At 70.8% G+C, this 22787-nt stretch carries 19 protein-coding genes and 1 pseudogene; 12 read left to right on the forward strand and 8 right to left on the reverse strand.

The features are described 5' to 3' along the window. Nucleotides 1-14: 14 nt before the first annotated feature. The 4 genes and pseudogenes from MFF26_RS22455 to MFF26_RS22470 form a co-directional block, all read right to left on the reverse strand. Entirely contained in the window at nt 15-587 is a 573-nt protein-coding gene (locus tag MFF26_RS22455; protein WP_373324522.1) for a biliverdin-producing heme oxygenase, read from the reverse strand. Nucleotides 588-600: 13 nt separating this feature from the next. Then, nucleotides 601-3318 (reverse strand): histidine kinase dimerization/phosphoacceptor domain -containing protein, encoded by a 2718-nt coding sequence (locus tag MFF26_RS22460; RefSeq protein ID WP_373324523.1) that lies wholly within the window; start codon nt 3316-3318, stop codon nt 601-603. A 330-nt stretch (nt 3319-3648) separates the two neighbouring features. Beyond that, the gene (locus MFF26_RS22465) at nt 3649-5043 is read right to left on the reverse strand and encodes a dihydrolipoyl dehydrogenase (protein ID WP_238308592.1); all 1395 of its coding nucleotides are present in this window, start codon (nt 5041-5043) and stop codon (nt 3649-3651) included. 4 nt (nt 5044-5047) lie between these two features. Continuing rightward, nucleotides 5048-5854 (reverse strand): annotated as a pseudogene (locus MFF26_RS22470) (SDR family NAD(P)-dependent oxidoreductase). A 214-nt stretch (nt 5855-6068) separates the two neighbouring features. On the opposite strand from MFF26_RS22470, the gene MFF26_RS22475 reads away from it, so the two are divergent. Both MFF26_RS22475 and MFF26_RS22480 read left to right on the forward strand, forming a co-directional pair. Then, on the forward strand, nt 6069-6488 hold the full coding sequence (locus MFF26_RS22475; protein WP_137831177.1) for a VOC family protein: 420 nt from the start codon (nt 6069-6071) through the stop codon (nt 6486-6488). Nucleotides 6489-6580: 92 nt separating this feature from the next. Further along, nucleotides 6581-7054: an SRPBCC family protein gene (locus MFF26_RS22480; protein WP_137831176.1), complete on the forward strand. Its 474-nt coding sequence runs from the start codon at nt 6581-6583 to the stop codon at nt 7052-7054. 65 nt (nt 7055-7119) lie between these two features. Here the strand turns inward: MFF26_RS22480 and MFF26_RS22485 are convergent, their stop codons facing one another. The 3 genes from MFF26_RS22485 to MFF26_RS22495 form a co-directional block, all read right to left on the reverse strand. Then, a complete protein-coding gene (locus MFF26_RS22485) occupies nt 7120-7836 on the reverse strand; it encodes a RibD family protein (RefSeq protein WP_137831175.1) in 717 nt (238 codons plus the stop codon). 73 nt (nt 7837-7909) lie between these two features. Beyond that, nucleotides 7910-8134: a hypothetical protein gene (locus tag MFF26_RS22490; protein ID WP_238308593.1), complete on the reverse strand. Its 225-nt coding sequence runs from the start codon at nt 8132-8134 to the stop codon at nt 7910-7912. A 108-nt stretch (nt 8135-8242) separates the two neighbouring features. Beyond that, entirely contained in the window at nt 8243-9211 is a 969-nt protein-coding gene (locus MFF26_RS22495; protein ID WP_238308594.1) for a UDP-glucuronic acid decarboxylase family protein, read from the reverse strand. 210 nt (nt 9212-9421) lie between these two features. Here MFF26_RS22495 and MFF26_RS22500 point away from each other — a divergent pair, with 210 nt between their 5' ends. The 10 genes from MFF26_RS22500 (at nt 9422) to MFF26_RS22545 (ending at nt 19990) form a co-directional block, all read left to right on the forward strand. Beyond that, the gene (locus tag MFF26_RS22500) at nt 9422-9874 is read left to right on the forward strand and encodes an OsmC family protein (protein ID WP_238308595.1); all 453 of its coding nucleotides are present in this window, start codon (nt 9422-9424) and stop codon (nt 9872-9874) included. A 108-nt stretch (nt 9875-9982) separates the two neighbouring features. Further along, on the forward strand, nt 9983-10420 hold the full coding sequence (locus tag MFF26_RS22505; protein WP_137831171.1) for a GlcG/HbpS family heme-binding protein: 438 nt from the start codon (nt 9983-9985) through the stop codon (nt 10418-10420). Nucleotides 10421-10425: 5 nt separating this feature from the next. Beyond that, on the forward strand, nt 10426-12042 hold the full coding sequence (locus tag MFF26_RS22510; RefSeq protein WP_137831170.1) for a peptide ABC transporter substrate-binding protein: 1617 nt from the start codon (nt 10426-10428) through the stop codon (nt 12040-12042). After that, nucleotides 12039-12962, forward strand: coding sequence for an ABC transporter permease (locus MFF26_RS22515; protein ID WP_137831169.1), 924 nt, complete (start codon nt 12039-12041; stop codon nt 12960-12962). Before MFF26_RS22510 ends, MFF26_RS22515 begins: the two co-directional genes overlap by 4 nt. After that, nucleotides 12959-14044, forward strand: coding sequence for an ABC transporter permease (locus MFF26_RS22520; RefSeq protein WP_137831168.1), 1086 nt, complete (start codon nt 12959-12961; stop codon nt 14042-14044). The genes MFF26_RS22515 and MFF26_RS22520 overlap by 4 nt, the downstream gene beginning before the upstream one ends. Nucleotides 14045-14267: 223 nt before the next feature. Next, nucleotides 14268-16082, forward strand: coding sequence for an aspartate--tRNA ligase (aspS, locus tag MFF26_RS22525; protein WP_238308596.1), 1815 nt, complete (start codon nt 14268-14270; stop codon nt 16080-16082). Beyond that, nucleotides 16079-17002: a glycosyltransferase family 2 protein gene (locus MFF26_RS22530; protein ID WP_137831166.1), complete on the forward strand. Its 924-nt coding sequence runs from the start codon at nt 16079-16081 to the stop codon at nt 17000-17002. Before aspS ends, MFF26_RS22530 begins: the two co-directional genes overlap by 4 nt. A gap of 222 nt (nt 17003-17224) precedes the next feature. Further along, nucleotides 17225-17434: a ferredoxin gene (locus tag MFF26_RS22535; protein WP_137831165.1), complete on the forward strand. Its 210-nt coding sequence runs from the start codon at nt 17225-17227 to the stop codon at nt 17432-17434. Continuing rightward, complete coding sequence (locus tag MFF26_RS22540; RefSeq protein ID WP_137831164.1) at nt 17431-18705, forward strand: NAD(P)/FAD-dependent oxidoreductase; 1275 nt, start codon at nt 17431-17433, stop codon at nt 18703-18705. Before MFF26_RS22535 ends, MFF26_RS22540 begins: the two co-directional genes overlap by 4 nt. Nucleotide 18706: 1 nt before the next feature. Then, nucleotides 18707-19990, forward strand: coding sequence for a cytochrome P450 (locus MFF26_RS22545; RefSeq protein ID WP_137831163.1), 1284 nt, complete (start codon nt 18707-18709; stop codon nt 19988-19990). A 151-nt stretch (nt 19991-20141) separates the two neighbouring features. Here MFF26_RS22545 and MFF26_RS22550 read toward each other — a convergent pair whose 3' ends face one another. Next, a complete protein-coding gene (locus tag MFF26_RS22550) occupies nt 20142-22556 on the reverse strand; it encodes a bifunctional diguanylate cyclase/phosphodiesterase (RefSeq protein ID WP_238308597.1) in 2415 nt (804 codons plus the stop codon). Between the last annotated feature and the right edge of the window lie 231 nt (nt 22557-22787).

The raw sequence follows: 22787 nt of genomic DNA on the forward strand, positions 1-22787 counted from the left end.
CGGACCGCGGACGCTCAAACGGCAGGCGCCGTCGTCAGCCATTTCCGCATCGCGTCGAAGGTGGCGATGCCGGCCGCGAAGGCAGGGGCTTCCTGCGTTGGAGGAAGGCCGTCCAGCCGCTCGCGGAAACGCCGCCAGAGCGGCCCGGCCTCGCGGCCCCGGCCGGCGTAATAGGCGAGCGGGGCCGCCTGCCCGTGCAGGCCCCCGACATGGCGCCCGATGACGAGACCGCCGAGGGTCGAGCCCTCCAGCACGTAGAGCGCGCCGAAGGCCGCGCCCTCCCCGTCGAGGACGGGGGCGTCGGGCGCGGGCAGGGCGTCGCGGGCCGCTTCGTCGAGGCCGAGGGCGGCGAGATCCGTGTCGAGGGCCGCGAGCCGCCGCCGGGGCGCGAGAAAGTCCGCGTCGGAGAGCCCTGCGGCGATGGCGGGCTCGTAGGCGGCGTGGAAGCCCCGCAACCGGGCCAGCAGCGCGCGGTAGCCGGGAAGCGTCGCCACCTTGTCCTGCCAATCGAGATCGCGTTCCAGGGCGGCATGGGCATCCGCCGTGGCCTCGCGCAGGCGGGCGTGCAGGGTCTCGCGCTCGCTCACACCCGGCTCCGGCTCAGACGTGAACGGTGAAGCAGGCGCCGCCCGCATTCTCGGCCTCGATACGGGCGCCGATCTGCTCCAGCATGGCGCGGACCAGCTTCATCCCGAGCCCGGTGCCCTGCGCCTTGCGGCTTTCCCAATCCGGCGGCATGCCGTCGCCGTCGTCGCAGACGGTGAGCCGCACCGCCCCTTCCCCGCTGCGGCCCTCGCCCGATGCGGGCGCCGCCCCCTCCGTCCCCTCGCTCCGCCGCTCGCCCTTCACCGTCACGGTGATATGCGCGCCCTTGTCGGGCCGGCTCGCATATTTGAACGCGTTGGTGACGAGTTCGGTGGTGATGAGCGAGAGCGCCACGGCGTGGCGATAGGGCACCATCAGGCCGGCATCGGCGGTCAGCTCGACGCTGTGCTCGTCCCCCGCCATCCCGGCGAGGTCGTCGCAGAGCGCCTGGATGGTCTGGCCGAGATCGACCTCCTCCAGGCTGTCGCCCTGGTACAGGCTGTCATGGACGCGGGCCACGCTCATCACCCGCGCCGAGGTCTCGGAGAAGGCTTGGCGGGCGGCCGGGTCGGCGATCTGGCGGCGCTGCATATGCAGGAAGGCCGTGACGATCTGCAGCGAGTTCTTGACCCGGTGGTCGATCTCGCGGGTCAGGAGATCCTTCTGCTCCAGCAGGCGCTCCTTCTCGGCGAGCAGACCGGTCAGCTCGGAGATCTTGCGGCGCTGGCGCAGGACCACGCCGTCCACGGCCTCCGCGAGCTGCTGGGCGAGATCGACCTTCCACGGGGCGAAGGGGATCGAATGGCCGCGCCGCTCCTCGACCCAGCGCTCGAACGAGCGCCGCGGCAGCACCGCCACCGGCCCGCTGCCGGGCAGGACCGGCTTTCTCGGATCGCCGCCCCAGGTGACCGTGCTCGGCACTTCCGGCTTGAACCACAGGAGCAGGTGGCGCCGCTGGGCCCCGACGAACACCGCGAGCAGGCCGCTCGCGATCTCGGTATAGGAGGCGGCCGGCGCATGGTGCAGCGCCAGCGTGTCGGTGACGAAGCTTCGCGCCTCGGCGGGCAACTCCGCCCGCAGCCACTCGGTGAGCGCTCCGATCTGCGCCTCGTCCGGCGCCGCACCCGCCCGCCACACGGTGTCGTCGGAGACGATCGCCGCGCCGGTGGCGGCGAACAGGTCGATCAGCGCCGGACTGCCCTGCATCAGGGTGTCGGTGAAATCCTCGGTGCTGGTCAGCCGCCGCACCAGCTGACCCTGGATATCGAGATGATGCTGGCGCTCGCTCCAGAGCGCCTTGCCCTCGATCTCCTGCACCCGCATCGCGAAGGCGTCGGTCAGGACGGTCGCCGCCGCGCGGGTCTCCGGGGCGACGTAGTGCGGACGGCGGTGATGGCCGATCATCAGGCCCCACAGCCGGTTCTCGACCATGATCGAGATCGACATCGAGCCGTCGACGCCGAGATTGCGCTGGTATTCGAGATGGATCGGCGACAGCGTGCGGTTCTGGGCGAAGGTCAGGTCGATCGGCGCATTGCCGGCGGCCCGATCCGCCACCAGGGGCACCGGCACGCAGTCGCGGTCGATGACGAAGCGGCTCTTGGCCTTGGTGTAGAGCGCGCGCGCCTGGGCCGGGATGTCGGAGGCGGGGAAGCGTAGGCCGATCAGCGGGCGCTGCCAGTCCGGCACCATGTCCTCGGCGATGGCCTCGCCGTTCCAGTCGGTGTCGAAGCGGTAGACCAGCACCGATTCGAAGCCGGTGACCGCACGGATCTCCAGGGCGGCGATCTGGGCCGCCTCGGTGAGGCTCTCGGCGGCGCGCAGGCGGGTCATCGCCAATTCGGTGTCGAGGGGGCTCGCGGCGCAAAAGTCCTCGGCCCGCTCGGGGGCGAGTTCGAGTTCGACGATCACCCGACCGAGATGGACATGGGCGACGAGATGAAAGCTCTCGCCCCGGGGCGGCAGGCTGACCGTGCGGCGCAGCACCCGCCCGTCGGTGAGGCTGTGGGCGGCGATCCCGTCGCGGAGGGCGGACACGATTCCCGTCGGCAGCACCGCGTCCAGATGCTGCCCGGTCGGCGGGAACAGGGCGGGCGGCAGCACGTCCGCCGCGTTGGCGCTGAAGGCGAGGATCTCGAAGCTGCCCGCGTCGGCGGCGAGCATCACGGCGTTCGGCTGGATCGAGCCGGGGATGTGGATCGGCTCGCGCTCGCACAGGCCGGGATCGACCGGCTCGGCCCGGCTGCGCTGGGCGATGGCCGCCAGCACCGCCTCGCGGGAGGGGCCGGAGGCGATCTGCTCCAGGGGGCTGATGGCGAGCCAGGTGCGTCCGTCCGTGCCGGGCATCAGGCCGATGCGCGCCCGCAACGGGGCGGGAAGTCGGCCGAACACGAACTCGAAGGTCTGCGCGCCGACGCTCCCGCGCTGGGTCCCGAGGAAGCGGCCGTAGAAGCCCGGAACGCGGGCGCTCGGCATGAGATCACGGAAGAAGTTGCGTCCCACCATCGATTCGGGGGCGAAGCCGCACAGGCTTCCCGCCGCCCGGTTGCAGGCGAGCACGAGCCCGGCCGGATCAAGAGCGAGAAGCCCCGCCTCGATCGCGTCCATTTGGGCTGTCGTCAGGGCATCGAGATCGACGGGCAGATCGATCGAGACAGAGTCCGACCCCGTGGCCGTCCCTTTGGCCGCTCCCGTGATCGCTCCCTTGGTGTGCATCTGCGACGGATCGACCATTACGCTGCCCGATATGCCTGCCGCAGGCCTTGTGCGCAATCCTTCTGTCGGAAAGATCCCCCGTGCGAGGCTAAACCGGCATATGGCCAAGTTGTTGAGCTCACGGAACTTTGTATGCAAGCGCACAGAGTGTGCATATCGAAGCGGACCGCCTCCTGCGGCTCATGATCGGCCCGGTGCTGCTGGTTGGGCCGCGCGCTCCCTAGGCCGCCCCGGATGCGCTCACACGCCGATCCGGTGCCGTGCCGGCCGCCGCCGAAGGGCGGCCCCGAACCTTAATGATGAAGATGCTCCGATCGTTCATCGACTGCAGAAGGGGCGGGGCGCGGATCAGCCGTCCCGATCCATCAACTGACCGAGCGCCGTGTCGAGCGCTTCCTCCAGGGTCGGGTGGTAGAAGGGACGGTCGCGGAAGGCCGCCACGTCGAGACCGTCCTGCACGGCGTAGGCGACGAGATGGGCCAGATGCTCGACCTCCGGGCCGATCATCTCGGCGCCGACGAGGCGTCCGCCGGGCTCGGCATAGAGGCGCAGGCCTCCCTGCGCCCGGTCCATGGCGCGCGCCCGGCCCTGGTCGCAGAAATCCGCGCCGCCGACGCGGTGGCCCGCGTCCTCGTCGAAGCCGCCGCCCACCACCGCGATCTGCGGATCGCTGAACACCATGGCGAGCATCACCCAGCGCTCCGGCCGCTCGACGCCCGCACCGGCGGCGAGGCGGGCGGCGTTGCGTCCGGCGATCTTTCCCTGGCGGCTCGCCTCGTGCAGGATCGGGCGATCGGCATTGGCGTCGCCCGCGATGAACAGGGCGGTGCCCTCGCATTGCAGGGAGCGGGCGTCGAAGGCGGGGCTGCCGCGCTCGTCGAGCTGGGCGCCGGTGCGTTCGAGGCCGATGCCCCGCACGTTCGGCGGCCGTCCGGCAGCGGAGAGCACCCGGGCGAAACGGCCGGATCCCGATGTCGAATCCGCCCCTTCCTTCGCGCTCCAGGTCAGGTGCACGCCGTCGCCCTCCGCAGCGCCGGATTCGACTTCCGCGCCGAGATGGAGATCGAAGGCGCCGGAGAAGATCTCGCGGGCCGCAGCCGTCAGGTCGGGATCCTTCAGGCCCCCCAGGCTGTCACCGGGATCGAACACGCTGACCCGCACGCCGAGCCGGGCCATGGCCTGGGCGAGTTCGAGCCCCACCGGCCCGGCACCGAGCACCGCCAGGGATTCGGGCAGGGCTTCGATCTCGAACACGGTGTCGGTGGTGAGCACGCGCTCACCCAGGTCGTGCAGCGGCTCGGGCACGCTCGGGCTCGACCCGGTGGCGAGCACCGCGGCCTTGAAGCGCAGGCGCGTGTGGTCGCCCACCCGCAGGCAATCCGGTCCCTCGAACACCGCCCGGCCGGTCAAGCGCGATTCCGCCGGCAGATCGTCGAGCCCCTCGAACACGGACGCCACGAAGTCGTCGCGCAGGCTGCGCATCCGCCGCAGCACCGCAGGGCCGTCGATCTCAACGCCCCCGACCCGCACGCCGAACCCCTCCGCGCTCCGGGCGACATGCGCCGCCTCGGCCGCACTGATCAGGAGCTTCGACGGCATGCAGCCGACGCGGGCACAGGTGGTGCCGCCCGGCCCCTGCTCGATCAGCACCGAGCGCGCGCCCTCCTTGAGGGCGGCGCGATGGGCGGCGATGCCGGCGGTGCCGGCACCGATGATAGCGACGTCGCAGACGATCTCGCGCATCGGATCAGGCCGACATGGTCAGGACGGCGCCGCCATCGACGCGCACATTCTCGCCGGTGATGAAGCTCGCCTGCTCCGAGCAGAGGAAGGCGACTGCCGCCGCGACCTCCTCCGCCCGTCCGCGACGCTTGGCGACCATGCCGGGGCGCTTCTCCTCGAGGAAGCTCTCGATCGCTTCGTCGAACGAGACTCCGAGTTCCTCGGCCCGCTTCTCCATCATGGCATCGGTCATCGGCGTGGCGATGAAGGCGGGGGCCACCGAATTCACCAGAACGCCGTCCGGCCCGTAGGCCTTGGACAGGCCCTTGGTCAGGTTCATCAGGCCGGCCTTGGCGGCGCAGTAGGGCAGCTCCTAGACATAGGGCTGGACCGCGTCCTCGGAGGTGAAGAGCACGATGCGCCCCCATTTCTGCGCGCGCATGCCGGGAATGAAGGCGCGGGCGACCCGCACCGCCCCCATCAGATCCGCCTGGATCGTCGAGAGCCAGCCATCGTCGTCGATGTCGAGGAAGTCGCCGGTGGCGCCGGTCACGCCCGCGGCGTTGACGAGGATCGACGGCTTCGCGTCGAAGGCGCGGTCGGCGAAGTCGCGCAGCTTGAGGGCGCCCTCGTTGGAGGAGAGATCCGCTTGGCAGGCCTTGACTTCGCCGAGCGCGGACAGCCGCTGGGCGGCCTCCTGCAATTCCGTCTCCTTCAGGTCCGAGAGGACGACGCGGACGCCCTCGCGCAGGAGATATTCGGCGGTGGTATAGCCCATACCGGAATCGCCGCCGGTGATCACCGCGACGCGACCGCTGATACCGAGATCCATGAGAGAGGTCCTTTCCGGCCGGCGGGCGCCGACGCGGCCATCCTGCGTTAAGTTCGCGGGCCAACGGGAGGCGTTCACGATCGTTCCGCCCGGTCCCGCCGCTGCGGCGATCAGACCGGGATGGGGCCCGCATTTGCCCGTGGCCCGCACGCCACGCTAGGATCGGTCGGCTTGCCCGTATGGCGATCTTCGAAGGATCCGGGAGGATGCGACGATGAGCGAGGCGATGACGGACGCGCTGCCGTCGACCCGGGGCGGTGTGGTCGCCTACCTGACGGTGGACGGGGCGATGCGCGCGGCCGAATTCTACCGGCAGGCCTTCGGGGCCGAGATCGCGGCCGCGATGCCCGTGGACGAGAAGGGGCGGACCATGCACGTCCACCTCACTCTCAACGGAAGCTCGCTGATGCTCTCCGACGCCTTTCCCGAGTACGGCCATCCGCTCCAGGCACCGCAGGCCTTCAACCTGATGCTGCCGGTGGACGACATCGCCGCGTGGTGGGATCGTGCGGTGGCGGCCGGCGCCACGGTGGTGACGCCGTATCAGGAGATGTTCTGGGGCGACGTCTACGGGCAACTGCGCGACCCGTTCGGCGTGACCTGGGCGATGAACCAATCGAAGCGGCCGACCTGACCGGGCTTCTGCGCCGCCTCACACGCCGGCGGTCGCACCCGGCCATCCGGCATGACCCCGCTCACGAGGAGTTGGAGCCGAGGAGCCCCCGCATGACCGAGGATGCCGACGATCCCCGCGATCTCGTCCTGACCCGCCTGATCCACGTGCCGCGCCGCGCCCTGTGGCGGGCCTGGACCGAGCCGGACTTGCTCCGGCAGTGGTTCGCCCCGAAACCCTACACGACCCCGGTCGCCGAACTCGACGTGCGGCCCGGCGGGACGAGCCTCATCGTGATGCGCAGTCCCGAGGGACAGGATCTGCCCAATCCCGGCGTCTATCTGGAGGTGGTGCCCGAGGCGCGCCTCGTCGTCACCGATGCCTATACCCGTGCCTGGGTGCCCTCCCCCAAGCCGTTCCTGACGGTGATCCTCACCTTCGCGGACGAGGCCGGCGGCACCCGCTACACCGCGCGGGCCCGCCACTGGACGCTCGAGGACCGTGCCACTCACGAGGCCATGGGGTTTCACCAGGGCTGGGGCCTCTGCGCCGACCAGCTCGAAGCGGTGGTCAAGGGGCTCGGTTGAGCCCACGGCGAGGTTTCGAAGGGACAAGTTCTTTCGCGGGTCCAGGGCAGAGCCCCGGCCTTCCGTCAGACCGGCTCGACGCGGTAGCGCAGCCAGACGGTGCCGTCGTCGAAGGGTTCGAACGCCGTGCGGGTGAGGCGCAGGCGTGCCCCCATCGAGTCGGCCTCCTCCCCGTCGAAGTCGAACAGGGCCGGCGTGCCGAACACGCCGTCGACGGCCGGCGCCAGGAGCAGGCTCAACTCGTCGATCAGCCCGGCCTTCAGGAGCGAGCCGTTGATGCGTCCGCCGCCCTCCACCAGGAGCCGCTCGATGCCGAACAGGGCCTTGAGCTTCCTCAGCGCCAGGGCGAAATCGACCTCCCGCTCGCCCGCTAGGATGTAGGACTGTCCCCCGGCGCGCAGGCGGCGCAGGCGGTCGTCGGAGGCTTGGTGCGTCGTCACCACGACGACGTGGTCGCCGGTGATGTCGTTGCGCGCGCCCCAATCCATCGCGCCGCGCGCGTCGAGCGCCACCGCGTAGCCGGAGGCGTCGGCCTTGGCCACATGGTCCTCCCGTGAGACCGGCTCCTCCGGCGGGGCCTCGGGCAGCGGCTGCGCGCTGTCGGCGTAGCCCTGCATGGTGATGCGTCCGCACATCCAGGCGTCGCCCCCGAGCGTGCCGTGGACTTCCTCGTAATGGGCGTCCGCATCGACCGTCTTCCAGCGCCGCACCTTGATGCGCCCGTCGACGGACGTGGTCATGTGGCAGACGGTATAGGGACGGTCTGGATGGGACTCGCTCATGAAACGTCGATCCGGCTCGGTTCGGGGTTCGTCTGAACTAGAGCGACCCTGAGCGATGTCCCAGCCGCGTCCGTCAGCCGCGGCGGCTCATCTTGCCCGCCATGCCCTCGCAGCAGCAGCCCTTGCCGCCCTTGGAATCGGCGCGGCTCATGCTCATGCCGCTCTTCATGCTCCCCTTCATATCCCCCTTGGCACAGAGGCCGGCCTTGCCCTTGGCGCCGCCGCAGCAGCTCATCGCCAGGGCCGGCGCGGCGCCCAGCAGCAGCAGGGCGGCCGCACCCGCAACGAGTGTCTTCACGATGTCGTCTCCGTCGGAATTTTTGGCGTCTTCGCCGTCGAGGACGCTGCACCTTCCTACCGTGGCAAGGTCAAGTGCGAGGGAGACAAGCATCGTGGAAGGAAGATCTCAGCCTTCCTTGGGCTCCGAGGCAAGATAGGCTTCGAAATACGCGATGGTCTTGGCCAAGCCCTCGCGCAGGGAGATCGTCGGCTCCCAATGCAGCACCGCGCGGGCCCTGGCGATGTCGGGCCGGCGCTGGCGCGGATCGTCCGGCGGCAGCGGCCGGTGGATGAAGGTCGATGACGAGCCGGTGAGGTCGCGCACGGTCTCCGCCAGCTCGCGGATCGTGAACTCGCCCGGATTGCCGATATTGATCGGGCCCGTCACCTCGGGACCGGTCGCCATCATCCGCAGCATCGCCTCGATCAGGTCGTCGACGTAGCAGAACGAGCGGGTCTGCTGGCCGTCGCCGTAGAGGGTGATGTCCTCGCCCTTCAGCGCCTGGACGATCAGGTTGGAGACCACGCGCCCGTCGTTGGGATGCATGCGCGGCCCGTAGGTGTTGAAGATGCGCACCACCTTGATCGGCACCTGGTGCTGGCGGTGGTAGTCGAAGAACAGCGTCTCGGCGCAGCGCTTGCCCTCGTCGTAGCAGGAGCGGAAGCCGATCGGGTTCACCCGGCCCCAATATTCCTCCGGCTGCGGATGCACCTCCGGATCGCCGTAGACCTCCGAGGTCGAGGCCTGGAGCACGGTCGCCTTCACCCGCTTGGCGAGGCCGAGCACGTTGATCGCCCCGTGGACGCTGGTCTTCGTCGTCTGCACGGGATCGAACTGGTAATGCACCGGCGAGGCCGGGCAGGCGAGATTGTAGATCTCGTCCACCTCGACGTAGAGCGGGAAGGTCACGTCGTGGCGCATCAGCTCGAAGGACGGATGATCGAGCAGGTGGGCGACGTTGCGGCGCGCGCCGGTGAAGAAGTTGTCGACGCACAACACCTCGTGGCCCTGCGCCAGCAGCCGCTCGCAGAGATGCGAGCCGAGAAAGCCGGCGCCCCCCGTGACGAGGATCTTCTTCATCGTGCCGTAGCGCATCGTCGCCGCTTTCCGCAGTCTCTTCTTCGACCTCGGCCGATCTCGCCGATCGGTTTTCCGGGTCGTCCTTCCGGGTGACCTTGCCGGTCGTTCTCGCCCCGCCAGTCCCGGGGCGCACCATGCCCGGCGGCGGCGGGCGGCACAACGTGGTCCGCCCCGTCCGGCTCCGATAGGCTCCCCGGCCTCGAGATCGATGCGGAGACGGAACCGATGGCGCGCTACGTCGCGGAGGTGGAATGGGCCTTGGGCGAGGGCGAGGATTTCGCCGCCGGCCGCTACGGCCGCGGCCATCGCCTGCGCTTCGACGGCGGCGTGGTGCTGCCGGGCTCGGCCTCGCCCCACGTCGTCGGCAAATGGGCCGATCCGGCGGCGGTCGATCCCGAGGAGATGCTGGTGGCGGCGCTCTCGTCCTGCCACATGCTGAGCTTCCTCCACGTCGCCCGCCTCGCCGGGTTCAGTGTCGGCGCCTACCGCGACCGTGCGGAGGGGGCCATGGCCGAGATCGCGCCGGGGCGGCAGGCGGTGACGCGGGTGGTGCTGCACCCCGCCATCGACTGGGCCGGGTCGGCACCCGACGCGGACCGGCTGGCGGCCCTCCACGCGGAGGCGCACGCGGCCTGCTTCATCGCCAATTCGGTGCGGGCGGAGGTGATCGTCGCTTGAGGGCCGAGCTGCGTCCTCGTCGCGATGCGCCCTTGTGGCGATGAGCCCTTGGCGTGGCGGCGTCCGCCGGTGCATGTCCTGAGGCCGCCGCATCTTCGAGGACACGCCATGACCGACCTGACGCTCGCCGCTGCCCAGACCATCGTGGCAACCGCGCTGAGGACCGCCCGCGAGCGCGATCTGAAGCCGCTCGCGGTCGTGGTCTACGACGCCCGCGGCGCCCTCAAGTGCCTCGCGGCGGAGGACGGCACCTCCCTGCGCCGCACCGAGATCGCCCGCGGCAAGGCCAACGGGGCGCTGGCGCTCGGCCTCGGCTCGCGGGCCATCGCCAAGCGGGCCGAGGAACAGCCGCATTTCGTGGCCGCGGTGAGCCATCTCGTCGGACCCGACGCCCTGGTGCCGGTGCCCGGCGGCGTGCTGATCCGCGACGCGCAAGGCCGCCTGCTCGGCGCGGTCGGCGTCTCCGGCGACACCTCGGACAACGACGAGATCTGCGCGCTCGCCGGCATCGAGGCGGCCGGACTCGCCGCCGAGACCGGCGCCTGACCCGCGTGGCGCGGCCCGACCGACGCCGCTGGCTGCGGGGAGGCGCCGCCTTCGCCGCGGGGCTGGTGCTCCCTCCGCTCGCCGCGGGACCGGCGCGGGCGGCGGACGCGCCGGTCTATCGCCGGGGCAACGACGCGGATCCGGAGACGCTCGATCCGCACAAGACCTCGACGGTGGCCGAGGCGCATATCCTGCGCGACCTGTACGAGGGGCTGCTCACCTACGACAATCGCGGTGCCATCATCCCCGGCGCCGCCGCGCGCTGGAGCGTCTCCGACGACCGCCTGACCTACCGCTTCGCCCTGCGCCCCGACGGGCGCTGGTCGAACGGCGATCCCGTCACGGCCGAGGATTTCCTGTATTCCCTGCGCCGCATCCTCGATCCGAAGACGGCGGCGAAATACGCCGAGGTGCTGTTCCCGATCCGCGGCGCTGCCGCCGTCAATACCGGGGAAGCGCCCCCCGAGACGCTCGGCGTGTCCGCCCCGGACCCCGGCACGGTCGAGATCGGGCTGGCCGAGCCGGTGCCCTACTTCCTCGAACTCCTGACGCACCAGACGGCCTTGCCGGTCCACCGCCCGACGCTCGCCCGCTGGGGCGACGGCTTCACCCGGCCGGGCCGCGCCGTCACCAACGGGCCCTACGCTCTGGTCGATTGGGTGCCGAACGACCGCATCACCCTGCGGAAGAACCCGCATTTCCGCGATGCGGGCGCGATCCCGATCGAGCAGGTCGATTTCGTGCCGACCCCCGACCTCGCGGCGGCGGTGCGCCGCTACGCCGCCGGGGAGATCGACTCGCTCGCCGATCTCCCCGCCGACCAGATCGCCTCGCTGAGGGCGCGCTTCGGCGCACAGGTGCGGCTCGGGCCGGGGCTCGGCCTCCTCGCCATCGGGGTGAACACGCGCAAGAAGCCCTTCGACGACGCGCGGGTGCGCCGCGCCCTGTCGCTCGCCATAGACCGGGAGTTCCTGAGCGCCGCCGTCTGGGGCGAGACCATGGCCCCGGCCTATTCCTTCTGCCCGCCGGGTCTCGACAACGCCCTGCTCTCCCCGCTCCTGCCCGGCCGCGAGGATGGACCGATCGACCGCGAAGAGCAGGCCCTGCGCCTTCTGAGGGAGGCGGGGTTCGGCCCCGAAAACCCGTTGCGCGTCGAGTACCGGTTCAACGTCACCGACAACAACCGCAACACCGCCATCGCCCTGGCCGATGTCTGGCGCGGCATCGGCGTGACGACCCGCTTCGTCGCCACCGACGCCAAGACCCATTTCGCCTATCTGCGCGACGGCGGCGATTTCGACCTCGCCCGCATGTCCTGGATCGCCGACTATTCCGATCCGCAGAACTTCTTGTTTCTGCTGCGCACCGGCAACGATGGGTTCAATGCCGGGCATTGGTCGAATCCGCGCTTCGACGGGCTGCTGACGGCGGCGGCGCAGGAGCGCGACGTCGCGAGCCGCGCCCGGATGCTGTTCGACGCGGAGGCCATCGTGCTCGACGAACTGCCCTGGATCCCGGTGCTGCATTATCGCTCGAAGGCGCTGATCTCGCCCCGGCTGCACGGCGTGCACGAGAACATCCGCAACGCCGCCCCCACCCGCTACCTCTGGCTCGATCCGTGACCGCCCTGCTCCTGCGCCGGCTGGCGCAAAGCCTGCCGACGCTATTCCTCGTGATCGCCGGCAGCTTCTTCCTGATCCGGCTCGCCCCCGGCGGCCCGTTCGATCTGGAGCGCCCGCTGCCGCCCGCCGCCATGGAGAATCTGCGCCGCGTCTACGGCCTGGACGCGTCGCTGCCCGAGCAGTTCGCCCGCTACCTCGCCGGTCTCGCCCGGGGCGATCTCGGGCCCTCCTTCACCTTCCGCGATCTCACCGTCGCCGATCTCTTCGCCCGCGGCCTGCCGGTCTCGGCGACGCTGGGGGCGCTCGCTCTGGTGCTGGCGCTGGGGCTCGGCCTCGCGCTCGGCAGTCTCGCCGCCCTCCGCCGCGGAGGGCTCGCCGACCGCTGCGTCGGGCTCATCGCCTCCCTCGGGCTCGCGGTGCCGAACTTCGTCGTCGCCCCCCTCCTTCAGATCGGGTTCGGGCTCGGGCTGGCATGGCTCCCCGTCGGCGGCTGGGGCGGGGGACATCTGAGAAACCTCGTCCTGCCGGTGATCACGCTGGCGCTCCCGCATGCCGCCGGCATCGCCCGGCTTACCCGGGCCTCGCTCGCCGAGATGCTGGTGCAGCCGCATATCCGGACGCAACGCGCCATGGGGTTTTCGCGCGGCCGCGTCGCCCGCCATGCGCTCCGCGGCGCGTTGCTGCCGGTCGTGGCCACGCTCGGCCCCCTCGCCGCCGGGCTGATGACCGGCTCGGTCGTGGTCGAGACCATCTTCGGCCTGCCCGGCATCGGCCGCTACTTCGTCGATGGGGCGCTCAACCGCGACTACACCCTGGTGATGGGCACGGTGGTGCTGGTGGCCATCCTCGTCCTCGTCTTCAACCTGATCGCCGACATCCTGGCCGCCCTCCTCGATCCCCGCGTGAGGGCCGCCGCGTGAGCGCGTCGCTGGCCGCCCTCGCCCGTCGCCGCCTCGCCCGCGATCGCGGCGCCGTGGCGGCGTTGATCGCGCTGGTCGGCATCGCGCTCGCCTGCCTGATCGGCCCGTTCCTCACCGGCCATGCGCCGGAGCGGATCTATCCCGATTTCGTGCGAACCGCCCCGAGCCTGTCGGCTCATCCGACGCCCGGCGAGGTGCGCCCGGCCCTCGACAGGCTCGCCCTGCGCATGCGCGTCACCCTGGAAGACGTGCGCCCCGAGGGCGATCGTGTCCGCCTGACGCTCACGGCGCCGAAGCCCATCGACGCGCGCAACCTCGTGCTCCTCCCCCGCTCCGACCTGTTCGGGACCGCGACCGTCGTGGAGCGGTCGCCGGACGACACCAGACTCGTCGTCGAGGCGCCGGTGCGGCGTCTCCATTTCTGGCTCGGCACCGACATGCTCGGGCGCGACCTGCTCACCCGCTGCCTCGTCGCGGGCCGGATCTCGCTCCTGATCGGGCTCGTCGCGACGCTGGTCGCCCTCTCCCTGGGGGTGGCCTACGGCGCGGTCGCGGGCCTCGTCGGCGGGGGGCTCGACGCGCTGATGATGCGCGTGGTCGACATCCTCTACGCCCTGCCCTTCGTGTTCTTCGTCATCGTGCTCCTGGTGTTCTTCCGCGCCGGCCTGTGGCTGGTGCTGGTGGCGGTCGCCGCGGTCGAGTGGCTCGACATGGCCCGCATCGTCCGCACCCAGACGCTCAGCCTGAAGAGCCGCGACTTCGTCCGCGCGGCCTATGCGCTCGGGGCCGGTACGGGGACGGTGCTGGTGCGCCACGCCGTGCCCAACACGCTCGGGCCGATCATCGCCGCCGCGACCCTGCTGGTGCCGCGGGTGATCCTCCTCGAGAGCTTCCTGTCCTTCCTCGGCCTCGGCGTGCAGGAGCCGGCGACGAGTTGGGGCGTGCTGATCGCCGAAGGGGCGCGGGCGCTGGAGGCCGCGCCCTGGATGCTCGCGGCGCCCGCGGGCCTTCTGGTGCTGACCCTGGTGGCCCTGAACCGCCTCGGCGACGGCCTGTCGGACGCCCTAGACCCGCGACTGTGACGTCCGTAACCCCACGGACGTCATCCCGGGGCCGCGCAGCGGAACCCGGGATCGACCCGTGATGCGCGGCTATGAAAGGCGTCGTGGCCGATCGTGGATTCCGGGTTCCGCCATGCGGTCCCGGAATAGGGGTGAACGGCGCGAAAGTCGGCGGCGCGACCGCTTATCCTTGACTTCCCCCCTCCCCCGTGAATGGTGCCGGCCTCATTCTCAAGAGCCCGCCATGCACCGTTACCGTACCCACACCTGCGGGGCGCTCCGCCCGTCCGACGTCGGCGGAAGCGTCCGCCTGTCCGGCTGGTGCCATCGCATCCGCGACCATGGCGGCGTGCTCTTCATCGACCTGCGCGACCATTACGGCCTGACGCAGTGCGTGATCGACACCGATTCCAAGGCCTTCAAGGCGGCCGAAATCGTCCGCTCGGAGTGGGTGATCCGCATCGATGGGCGCGTCCGCACTCGGCCCGCGGGCACCGAGAACCCGGACCTGCCGACGGGGGCCGTCGAGGTCTATATCGACGATCTCGAAGTGCTCGGGCCCGCGGGCGAACTGCCGCTCCAGGTCTTCGGCGATCAGGAATATCCGGAGGAGACGCGGCTCAAGTACCGCTTCCTGGATCTGCGCCGGGAGAAGCTGCACGCCAACATCATGAAGCGCGGCGCGATCGTCGATTCGCTCCGCCGCCGCATGCGCGAGGGCGGCTTCTTCGAGTTCCAGACGCCGATTCTGACCGCCTCGTCGCCCGAAGGCGCCCGCGACTACCTCGTCCCGTCGCGGGTCCATCCCGGAAAGTTCTACGCGCTGCCGCAGGCCCCGCAGCAGTTCAAGCAGCTCACGATGATCGCGGGCTTCGACCGCTACTTCCAGATCGCGCCCTGTTTTCGCGATGAAGATGCCCGCGCCGACCGCTCGCCGGGCGAGTTCTACCAGCTCGATATCGAGATGAGCTTCGTCACGCAGGAGGACGTGTTCCAGGCGGTCGAGCCGGTGCTGCGCGGCGTGTTCGAGGAATTCGCCAACGGCAAGCGCGTCACGAAGGAATTCCCGCGCATCACCTACGCCGACGCGATGCTGAAATACGGCGTCGACAAGCCGGATCTGCGCAACCCGCTGATCATCGCCGACGTCACCGACGAGTTCGCCGAGGACGCGGTCGAGTTCAAGGCGTTCAAGGGCGTCATCAAGGCGGGCGGCGTCGTGCGCGCGATTCCCGCCACGGGGGCCGCTGGCCAGCCCCGCTCGTTCTTCGACAAGCTCAACGACTGGGCCCGCTCCGAGGGCGCGCCGGGCCTGGGCTACATCGTGTTCGAGGAGGAGGGCGGCGCGCTCACCGGCAAGGGGCCGATCGCCAAGTTCATCCCCGCCGATATCCAGGCGCGGATCGCCGCGAAAGCCGGCGCCAAGGCGGGCGACGCGGTGTTCTTCGCCGCCGGGACCGAGGCCAAGGCCGCCGGCCTCGCCGGCAAGGCGCGCATCCGCATCGGCGACGAATTGAACCTGTCGGATAAGGACCAGTTCGCGTTCTGCTGGGTCGTCGACTTCCCGATGTACGAGTGGAACGAGGAGGAGAAGCGCATCGACTTCTCCCACAACCCGTTCTCGATGCCCAATTTCGAGCGCGAGGACTTCCTGGCGCTCGGCGAGGCGGATTCCGAGAAGATCCTCGGGATCAAGGCGTTCCAGTACGACATCGTCTGCAACGGCATCGAGCTGTCGTCCGGCGCCATCCGGAACCACCGCCCCGACGTGATGGAGAAGGCGTTCGCCATCGCGGGCTACGGCCGCGACGTGCTGGAGGAGAAGTTCGGCGGCATGCTGAACGCCCTGCGCCTCGGCGCCCCGCCGCACGGCGGCATCGCGCCGGGCGTCGACCGCATCGTCATGCTGCTCTGCGAGGAGCCGAACATCCGCGAGGTCGTGCTGTTCCCGATGAACCAGCGCGCCGAGGACCTGATGATGGGCGCCCCCGCCGAGGTCACGCCGAAGCAGCTGCGCGAGCTGCGTATCCGGCTGAACCTGCCCGAGAAGAAGGGGTGAGGCAGCCTCCAAACCCTCCCCCCTCCACGGGGGAGGGGGGAGGAAGCGGGGCGGCCCTCACCGCCGTCGTCGTCGCCCATGACAGCGCCGACGCCCTGCCCGACTGTCTCGCGGCCCTGAATCGCGAAGGCGTCCCGGTCATCGTGGTGGACAATGCCAGCCGCGACGCCTCCGTCGCGGTGGCGCGGGCGCACGGCGCGCGGGTCGTCGCCCATCCCCGCAACGAGGGCTATGGCCGCGCCAACAATATCGGCGTGCGCGCCGCCGCGGACGCCTCCCACGTCCTGATCCTCAATCCCGACCTGATCCTCCAGCCCGGTGCCGCCGCGGCGCTGATCGCGGCCGCGCGGGCATGGCCCGATGCGGGTCTCCTCGCCCCGCGCATCCACGAGCCGGACGGGCGCTTCTTCTTTCAGCCCCGCTCGCTGCTCGCCCCCTACCTAACCAATCCGAAGGGCCTGCGCGCCCTGCCCGAGGGCGATGCCTGCGCCCCGTTCCTGGTGGGCGCCTGCCTCATGGTCGAGCGGGCCCTCTTCCTCCGACTCGGCGGGTTCGACGAGAACATCTTCCTGTTCTACGAGGATGACGACCTCTGCCGCCGGGTGGCGGATGCGGGCCGCGCCCTGATCCACGTCCACGGCGCCGTGGCGCTGCACGGGCGCGGGCGCTCCTCGGCGCCGCAGCCCGGCCGGGTTCTTCGGACGCGCTGGCACCAAGCGTGGTCGCGGGCCTACGTCTCGCGCAAATACGGCCTGCCGAACCCGAGCCTCGGGATGCTCGCCGCCAACGCCCCCAAGGCCCTGCTCTCCGCCCTCATCCTGCGCCGCGCCGGCATCGAGCGCTACGGCGGCTCGGCCCTGGGCGCGCTCGCGGCCCTGCGCGGCGTCTCGGCGCTCGCCCGCGAGGGGCTCGCGCCGTAACGGACCGCCCGGCGCAGGCCCTGCGGCGTTTGCGGCGGCGGGCGGCGTCCGTGCGGGCATGGTGGAGCCCCCTGCCCCGCCCTAGCTCACCTCTGGGAAAACGTGGAGCGCGACGGGGACATCCGGCCGCGATCAGCGTTTCCCGAAGCATTCCCCCCGTCGAGCGGCGTCCGAGCCCCCGGCTCGCCCCAATCCGCCCACAGGAGCACGAGCGAAGCGCGCATGAAGGTCGTCGTGGATCTCAACCGCTGCCAGGCCTACGCCCAATGCGTCTACGCGGCGCCGCGGCACTTCGTGCTGCATGGGCGCGAGGCACTGGTCTACGACCCCTCCCCCGACGAGGCCGCCCGCGCCGAGATCGAGCGGGCGGTCCATGCCTGCCCGGTCCGGGCCATCACCGCCCTGCCCGACCCGGCCGGAGAGACGAAGTGACCGCAGGCCCGTCCGGCCCCCCCGAGCGGATCCTCGTCGTCGGCGCCTCGCTTGCCGGCCTCTCCGCCGCCCATGCCCTGCGCGCGGAGGGCTTTGCCGGGGCGCTAACCCTGGTCGGCGACGAGCCGCACGCGCCCTACGACCGGCCGCCGCTGTCGAAGCAGGTGCTGCGCGGGTTGTTCTCGCCGGACACCACCCTCCCGCGCCGTCCGGAGCTGCGCGCGGAGTTCCGCCTCGGCACGCCCGCGAGCCGCCTCGACTGCGAGGCCCGCACCGTGACGCTCGCCGACGGCTCGACCCTCCCCTACGATCGCCTGCTGATCGCCACCGGTACCCGGGCGCGACCCTGGCCGAACCCGGAGGAGGCGTCGCTCGACGGCGTCTTCACCCTCCGCACCCGCGACGATGCGGCCCGGCTCTCGGCACGGTTCAAGGCGGGTCCGAAGCGCGTCGTCCTCGTGGGCGGCGGCTTCATCGGCTTCGAAGTCGCCTCGACCTGCCGCGACCTCGACATCCCGGTCAGCCTGCTGGTGCGCGACGGACAACCGCTCGCCGCCGCTCTGGGGCCGCGCCTCGGCGGCCTCGTCGGGACGATCGCGCAGGAGCGCGGCGTCGATCTGCGCCTGGGGGCCGAGATCGAGCGGATGGACTCCGAGGGCGGCCGCCTCACCGGCGTGACGCTGAAGGACGGCGAGCGGATCGAGGCCGATCTCCTCGTCGCCGCGATCGGCGCCGTTCGCAACGTCGCGTGGCTCGAAGGCTCGGGCCTCGCGGCGGACGAGGGCGGCGTGCTCTGCGACGGCTATTGCCGGGCGATCCGCGCGAACGGCGACATCGTCCCGGACGTGTTCGTGGCCGGCGACGTGGCGCGCTGGCCGAACCCGCATCAGGGCGAGGCGCTGGTCGCCGTCGAGCATTGGGGCAATGCGCGGGCGCAGGCCGAGGCGGCCGCGCGCAACATGCTGGCCGGTCCCGCGACCGGGCTCACGCGCCACGATCACCTGCCGGATTTCTGGTCGCAGCAATTCGGGCTGACGATCAAGCTCGTCGGGCTGGCCGACGGCGCCGACAGCCTCGCCGTCGTCCACGGCTCGCTCGACGCGCGCCGCTTCGTGGCGCTCTACGGGCGCGAGGGCCGCACCGTGGCGGCGGCCTCGATCGACAGCGCCCGCTGGTTGCCGGCCTACGAGGCCGCGATCCGCGAGGGGGCGCCGTTTCCGCCGATCGAGGGCGCGATCGACCAGCCTCGCCTCCGCATTGAGGAGCCGTGACGTGAGCTGCACCACGCTGTTCGAGCAGGTGCTCGACCCCGACAACCGGGCGAACCCCTACCCGCTCTTCGCGCAGTTGCGGCGCCAGCCGGTCTGCCGGCAGGAGGACGGGACCTACGTCGTCAGCACGCATGCCGAGATCGCCCGGCTCGTCTCGGATCCGCGCATCAGCTCCGAGGATCTGCCCGACCCCCAGAAATTCCGCTGGACCGGGCATCCGATCACCGACCTGTTCGTGCGCCCGATCCGCGCCGAGATCCGGCGGCGCCACCAGCCCTTCATCTTCCGCGATCCGCCCGACCATGACCGGTTGCGCGGCCTCGTGATGCGCGCCTTCTCGCCCGAGCGGGTACGGCGCATGCGCGAGGAGACCGCCGACCTCACGAACGAGCTAATCGGGAAATTCGCAGGCAAGGCGCAGATCGATCTCGTCGACGACTTCTCCTATCCGCTACCCGTCACGGTGATCTGCAAGCTCCTCGGGGTGCCGCCGGAGGACGAGCCGCAATTCCAGGGCTGGGCGACCCAGCTCGCCACCGCCCTGGAGCCGAACCAGCGCGCCGACGAGGAGACGCAAGCCAAGAACGAGCAGTGCTTCACCGAGATTTCGGACTTCCTGCGCGACCTGATCGCCAAGAAGCGCAAGGAGCCGCAGGACGACATCCTCACCGACCTCGCCAACGGCACCAAGCCGGGCAACGCCTCGGGCGACGATCCGGACGAGGACGGGGCGGAGACGATGAACGATTTCGACCTGATCGCCACCGCCGTCCTGCTCCTGGTCGCCGGTCACGAGACCACGGTGAACCTGATCACCAACAGCGTGCTGACGCTGCTGCGCCGTCCCGAACATTGGGAGCGGCTGCGCGACGATCCCGGCATCGCCCCGCGCCTGATCGAGGAGATGCTGCGCTACGAGCCGCCGGTCCAGTATCGCACCCGTCTGGCGGTGGCCGATATCCCGATCGCCGGGGTGACGATCCCGAAGGATGCGCCGGTCGTGCTGCTGCTCGCCTCGGGCAACCGCGATCCGGCCCGCTTCGCCGATCCCGATCGGTTCGATCCGGACCGGCCCGACAACCGTCATCTCGGCTTCGGCGGCGGCCTGCATTACTGCGTCGGCGCGCCGCTCGCCCGGATCGAGGCCGAGGTCGCCCTCGTCTCCCTGGCCCGCCGGCTGAAGAACCCGCGCCTCGTCGAGGATCCGCCGCCCTACCGGCCCGGCGCATCGCTGCGGGGGCCGCGGCATCTGTGCCTCGCCTTCGACGGGATCGCCGACGCGTGAAGGCCGCTCGAAAGGCGACCGATCGGCACGGTGTCCGGTCGGTCGTTGCCTGGACATGAGCGACGCGGCGTCACCGCTGCGCCATTTGAACGGATCCCACCCCCTTCGGCGCGTTCGGCGCTCCCTCCGCCTCCGCTCTCGCCCCGGGGGCTCAGGCGCTGATCTTCATCGGCGCCTCGGCGAAGAGGCTCCGCAACCGGGCGCGGTCGAACTCCGAGGCCGTCGTCGCGGCCGGTCGTGCGAACAGGTAACCCTGCATCTGGTCGCAGCCCAAGTCCCGCAGCATCCCGAGCTGCTCGGCGGTCTCGATGCCCTCCACGGTGACCTGAAGGCCGAGATTGTGCCCGAGATGGGTGATCGCGCGCACGATGGTGAGCGAATCCGCGTCCTGCCCCAGGCGATGCACGAAGGATTGGTCGATCTTGATCTTGTGGAACTTGAACCGCTGCAGGTAGCTCAGGGACGAGTAGCCGGTGCCGAAATCGTCGAGCGCGAGGCGCACGCCGAGCCCCCGCAGGTCGGTGAGCACCGCCACGGCCGTGTCGGCATCCTGGATGAACACGCCCTCGGTGATCTCCAGCACCAGCCGGCTCGGCGTCAGGCCATGGCGGGCGAGGGCCGCCGCCACGAGCGCCGGCAGGTCGGATTGCCGGAATTGCTTCGGTGAGACGTTGACGGAGACGCGCCAGGGCAGCGGCCAGGCGGCGGCCGCGGCGCAGGCGGTGTCGAGGACCCACTCGCCGATCCGCGCGATCTGGTCGGTCTGCTCGGCGAGCGGAATGAAGGCCGCGGGCGAGATGAGGCCACGGATCGGGTGCTGCCAACGCACCAGGGCCTCGAAGGTCTCGATCTCCCCGGTGCTGCCGTTGACGATCGGTTGGTAGAACAGCCGCAACTCGCCGCGCCCGATGGCCCCGCGCAACTCCTGCTCCAGCGCCCGGCGGTTCTGGAGCTGCACGTCCATCACCGCTTCGAAGAAACGGAACGCGCCGCGCCCCTCGTCCTTGACCCGGTAGAGGGCGGTGTCGGCGGCCCGCAACAGGGCCCCGGCGGTGGTGCCGTCGCCGGGGAACAGGGCGATGCCCGCCGAGCTGCCGATCTCGACGCGGTTCCCGGCGATCCGGAACGGGATCCCGAGCACGGTCACGAGCCGCCCGGCGATCTCGGCCGCCTGTTCGGGCATGGCGATGCCCGGCAGCACGGCGACGAATTCGTCGCCGCCGATGCGGGCGAGGGTGTCGGTCGGGCGGAGCGCCGCCCGCATCCGCTCGGCGACCTGGACCAGCAGCGCGTCGCCGGCGGCGTGGCCGTGGACGTCGTTGACCGGCTTGAACCGGTCGAGGTCGAGATAGATCACGGCGAGCTGCGAGCCCTCGTCGGCCGCCACGCCGAGGGCGTGGACGAGGCGCTCCTCCAGCAGGGTGCGGTTCGGCAGGTCGGTCAGGGCGTCGTGCAGGGCAAGATGGCGGATCCGCGCCTCGTCGCGGCGACGCTGGCTGAGATCGCGCAACGCCACCGCGGTCGCGGGACGGCCGAGATAGGTGATCGCCCGGCACGACAGTTCCACCGGCACCTGCGCGCCCGAGCGCGTGCGGATGTCGAGCTCCTCCGGGAAGCGGTCCTGCGGGTCGCAGCGCTCCCGTCGCAGCAGGGCGGGAATGGCGGAATCGGCGAAGAGGTCGAACAGCGGACGGCCGATCATGGCCTGGGCCGGCATCGCGAACAGGCGCGTGCCGGCCTCGTTGATCTCCAGCACGCGCCCGTCGCGATGGAGCAACAGGGCCTCGTGGGCGAGGTTGCTGAGAAGGCGCATCCGGCTCAGCTCGTCCAGGCGGCGCTGCGTCAGATGCCGCTGCGTCAGCAGCGCGCTCAGCCCCGCGGCCAGCACGGCGAGGCTGACGAGCCCGACGACGCGGCCGAGCTGCGTCGAGCCCACGACGAAGCCGCCTTCCACCGGCGCCAGCGGCGCGACGGTCAGGCCGGTCATGCCGGTGAAGTGAAGGCCGCAGATCGCGAGCGTCAGCCACAGGGTGACTTCGAGGCGCCGCCCGAGCCGCGACAGCTCGTCGGCCCGAAGGAGGGCCAAAATCGCCAGCGATCCGCAGATCGCCAGCGAGGCGAGGACGTAGCCGGGATCGAAGTGGAGCAGGCTGTTCGCCCCCATCGCGCCGACGCCGAGATAATGCATGCCGGCGATCGCCGCCCCGAGGAGGAGGCCGGCTCCCGCGAGCCCGAGCGTCGTCGCGCCCATCCGCTCCCGGACCATCAGGGCCATGAGCGTTCCACCGATCGAGACGGCGATCGAGACGGCGGTCGGAATCAGGGCGTAGGCGGCCTGTGTCCCCGGCCGGAAGGCCAGCATCGCCACGAAATGCAGCGACCAGACGCTGCTGCCGAAGACGAGGGCGGCGGCTCCGAGCCAGGGGAGGACCCTGCGCCCGCGCAGCCGCGCGGCCTGCGCCATCAGCGTCGCGGTCGAGAAGCAGCCGAGCAGGCAGATGCCGGCCGAGAGCGCCACGAGGCCGAGGTCGTGCTCCTGCGCGATGCAGGCGACGATGCTGAACATAGATGGACCATCGTGATCGCCCGAACCCCCACTCAGCTCTCGGGGATGGCCATTAATACGGTGCTACGATTCGGGTCTTCACGAGAATTTTTCGGCGCAATTCGAGTATTTGCTCAAAGATACCGCGTAACTGGGCGGAATTGTCGCAACGTCACGCCTCTATTGATGATCGCTTCGCTCGAATGATCGAGGCTTCCGTGCCGTGCTCGGATCGATTGTTGAGCGGGGCGG

Source organism: Methylorubrum suomiense (genome assembly GCF_022179765.1).
In the GTDB taxonomy this organism is placed as follows: domain Bacteria; phylum Pseudomonadota; class Alphaproteobacteria; order Rhizobiales; family Beijerinckiaceae; genus Methylobacterium; species Methylobacterium suomiense.

Coding starts and splice junctions, on each gene's coding strand:
- MFF26_RS22460 (WP_373324523.1), bottom strand. CDS start 3,318: ATGGTCGATCCGTCGCAGATGCACACCAAGGGAGCGATCACGGGAGCG.
- MFF26_RS22465 (WP_238308592.1), bottom strand. CDS start 5,043: ATGCGCGAGATCGTCTGCGACGTCGCTATCATCGGTGCCGGCACCGCC.
- MFF26_RS22475 (WP_137831177.1), top strand. CDS start 6,069: ATGAGCGAGGCGATGACGGACGCGCTGCCGTCGACCCGGGGCGGTGTG.
- MFF26_RS22480 (WP_137831176.1), top strand. CDS start 6,581: ATGACCGAGGATGCCGACGATCCCCGCGATCTCGTCCTGACCCGCCTG.
- MFF26_RS22485 (WP_137831175.1), bottom strand. CDS start 7,836: ATGAGCGAGTCCCATCCAGACCGTCCCTATACCGTCTGCCACATGACC.
- MFF26_RS22495 (WP_238308594.1), bottom strand. CDS start 9,211: ATGCGCTACGGCACGATGAAGAAGATCCTCGTCACGGGGGGCGCCGGC.
- MFF26_RS22500 (WP_238308595.1), top strand. CDS start 9,422: ATGGCGCGCTACGTCGCGGAGGTGGAATGGGCCTTGGGCGAGGGCGAG.
- MFF26_RS22505 (WP_137831171.1), top strand. CDS start 9,983: ATGACCGACCTGACGCTCGCCGCTGCCCAGACCATCGTGGCAACCGCG.
- aspS (WP_238308596.1), top strand. CDS start 14,268: ATGCACCGTTACCGTACCCACACCTGCGGGGCGCTCCGCCCGTCCGAC.
- MFF26_RS22535 (WP_137831165.1), top strand. CDS start 17,225: ATGAAGGTCGTCGTGGATCTCAACCGCTGCCAGGCCTACGCCCAATGC.
- MFF26_RS22550 (WP_238308597.1), bottom strand. CDS start 22,556: ATGTTCAGCATCGTCGCCTGCATCGCGCAGGAGCACGACCTCGGCCTC.